This is a genomic window from Pseudomonas sp. G1002 (assembly GCF_013385455.1).
GTDB lineage: Bacteria > Pseudomonadota > Gammaproteobacteria > Pseudomonadales > Pseudomonadaceae > Aquipseudomonas.
This window is the reverse complement of record NZ_JACAPY010000075.1, coordinates 1-3,068: the sequence shown is the minus strand read 5'-3', so window position 1 is coordinate 3,068 and position 3,068 is coordinate 1. Positions and strand designations below refer to the sequence as shown.

At 60.2% G+C, this 3,068-nt stretch carries 1 protein-coding gene and 1 pseudogene; one reads left to right on the top strand and one right to left on the bottom strand.

What is annotated here, in order from left to right; genetic code table 11:
• Window positions 1-56: 56 nt before the first annotated feature.
• On the bottom strand, window positions 57-2,162 hold the full coding sequence (locus HX801_RS31860; protein WP_177023444.1) for a TonB-dependent receptor domain-containing protein: 2,106 nt from the start codon (window positions 2,160-2,162) through the stop codon (window positions 57-59).
• Between the two features lie 440 nt (window positions 2,163-2,602).
• On the opposite strand from HX801_RS31860, the pseudogene HX801_RS31855 reads away from it, so the two are divergent.
• Window positions 2,603-3,068 (top strand): annotated as a pseudogene (locus tag HX801_RS31855) (acyl-CoA dehydrogenase family protein); the annotation flags it as partial.

Sequence of the window (3,068 nt, the reverse complement as noted above, 5' to 3'; positions counted from 1 at the left end):
AAAGCTCGACAGCTCCCACAAGGATTTCCTTTGTTTGTTAGAGCGCCGGCCTGCGGTCAGAAGTGAAACGCCACCCCCGTGGTCACGTTGAACGCATCCCCCACATAGAAGTTGGCCGAGTCCTGGCCCTTGGCGTCGTACGCGGTGTTGGTGGCCGTGGCATAGCGCTTGTTGGTCAGGTTGCGCGCATCGACAAACACTTCCCACTTCTTGCTCGGGGCCTCGTAGCCCACCTTGGCCCCCCACAACGTATAGGACGGCGCACTCAGGGAGTTGGCAAAGTCGACGTAATAGCTGGACGCCGCCCGGGCGTTGAGCTGCGCGTAGAAACCACTGCCTTGGCGATATTCCAGCTCGGCCTGGTAGACCTGGCGCGGCAGGCCCGGCAGCTGGTTGTCGCCGAACACCGCATCGTTGCGGTAGTGGAAGTCGTTGAAGGTGTAGGCCTGGCGCAGGGTCACGGTGTCGCCATTGCCGCCGTCCCACAGTTGCGCATTCAAGCCGGCTTCGATGCCCTGGTGAATGGTCGCGCTGCCGTTGGAGGTGGCCACCAGTTGGTCCTGGGTGGCCGTCGCCTGGCGTACCACTACCGACAGCAGTTCTTTCTGCACCCACGAGCGGTAGACCGTCAGGCTGCCGTCAAAAATACCGTGGCCGCCGCGAATGCCGAACTCCACGGTGTTGGCTTTTTGCGGCCGCACATCACGGATGTATGGTGTGCCGGTGCTGCCCAGCTGCCAGGTAACCGGTGGATCCACCGAGCGGCTGACGTTGCCGAACACTTCGAATTCCGGAGTCAACTGATAGCGCAGGCCAATGCGCGGGGCGACGTCGGTCTCGTCGTATTCAACGCCACTGGGGAACGCGCTGGTATTGGTGCCGGTGCTGTATTCGATCTGCGCCTTGCGCTTGATATCAATCAATGACAACCCGGTGGACAGCCACGTGCGGTCATTCAGTTGCAGTTCGTTGCCGAGGGAAAACACCGTGTCCCGCGAGCCGGTGTAGTTGGTCTTCTGCTGGGTGATGCCGGTGGCCTTGCTGTGGGATTTCACATCGGCCAGGTACGCCAGCGTATTGCTGAAGGTCACGCTGCTGTCGCTGCGCAGGCCGAAGAAGGTGTCGGCGGTGCGCAGGTAGCGCAAGGTCAGGTTGACGTCCTGGGAGCGCCATTCCTGTGGTGTTGGCGAATAGCGCCAGCCGTTGTCCAGCGGGTAATCGTTGTAGCCCAGGCCGACTTCGAGCTTGGCATTGTCGTCGAAGGTGTAGGTGGTGGTGCTGCCCAGCAACGTCGAGCCGTCCTTCTTGCGCCCGATGGGCACGAGGTTGCTCGTGGGGTCATGCTTGAGCTGGTATTTGGTCAGGGTGTTGCCCTGGCTGAGGGTTTCTTCCTTGTAGCGAATGTAGAAGCGCGTCTCCAGTTGCGGGCTGAACACGTGGCCGAAGTTGGCAACGATCCCCTGCCCCTTGTTCGGTGTGTTGTCCTGGTAACCGTCACGCTCGTTGTGCTGGATGCTGACGTAATAGTCATTGTCGCCGTCCACGCCGCCGGTGCTCAGCTGCTCCTTGCGATAGCCGAAGCTGCCGGCTTCGAAACGCGCGTAGTTGCCCGGATCGGTGCGGCCGGTCTTGCTCACGAAGTTGATCGCGCCGCCCAGGGACAAGGCCGAATAACGGAAGGCGTTGGCGCCGTAGAGCACCTCGGTGTGGTCCACGGAAGCCATGTCCAGCATGTCTTCCTGGGTGCCGCCCGGGCCGGTCAACGGCAGGCCGTCGTAGAGGAATTTGATCCCCAGCACATAGCCTTGATAGAAGGTATTGAGGCCCGAACCGCGGATCGAAATCTTGTTCGCGCCCGAGCCGCTGGTGGCCTGGGCGAATACGCCCGGCTGCAACGCCAGCACGTCCTCGGCGTTCGCCGCGCGGCCCTGTTCGATCTTGCGGTTGTCGATCACTGCGGTTTTGCCGGGCACCTTGGACAGTTGCTTCTCGGCCTTTTGCGCTTCGGTGGCTTCGGCACCGGTGACCACTACCGTGGCCAGGGTCGGGTCCGCCTGGGCGGCAAAGGCCGCGCCGTGTATCAACATCAACAGCACGCCAAGGCTGGACGCGGTGGCCAGTGACTCAAAACGACGAGCGCGAGGTTCAAACAGTTGCCGCATGAATTAAATACTCCTGGGGTCTCGAATTAGTTGGAGCATCTATTCGTATAGTCGCGCTCTGTTTCCAACTTTGCAGGGTTCATGCCACGTCCAAGCCTCAATAAACACTGGCCGGCCACCCTTATTAATCGCCACAAGCGCAACACTTTGCTGGTGAAATGTTCGATTCCGGACAATACAAAAAATCATCCACAAACACTTATATGTTCAAGCAATAAAAGCATAACGAAAGCCCCGCCCTGCGGGCACAGGACGCAACTGTGCAAATCCCAACAGCCCTCCAACAAAAGTTGCGTATTCGACACTGTCCGCGCCTGCATCCCCGTAAGAAGTCGCAAGTTATCGGCTTATTGTTACTTGGTATGGGTCTTGCTCTATCCATTGCCTGTTGAAACAAATCAGCTCGAGCATTCTCGACTTAAGCAACGAGGTATTCACGCGTGACGGTCAACTTACTCTGCACCCGCAGGACGCCACTGGAGATTGCCCGTGACCTGGCGACCGAATTCGCGCGCACCGCCGTTGACCGCGACGCCAGCGGCGGTACGCCCAAGGCCGAACGCGACAAACTGCGCAGCAGCGGCCTGTTGTCCCTGAGCATCCCCGGGCAATTCGGCGGGCTGGACGCCAACTGGTCGGAAACCTTCGAGGTGGTGCGCGAATTCGCCCGGGTCGACAGCTCCATCGCCCACNNATCACCTGATGCTCGCCACCGTCCGGTTATTCGCCACGCCCGCACAATGGCAAACCTGGTTCAGCCTGACGGCCAGCAACAACTGGTTCTGGGGCAACACCCTGAACCCCCTGGACACCCGCACGGTGGTCAAGCGCCACACGGGCTGGCGGGAATTCTCGGGACAGAAGAACTTCTGCTCCGGGGCCAACGACTCGGAAATGCTGATCGCC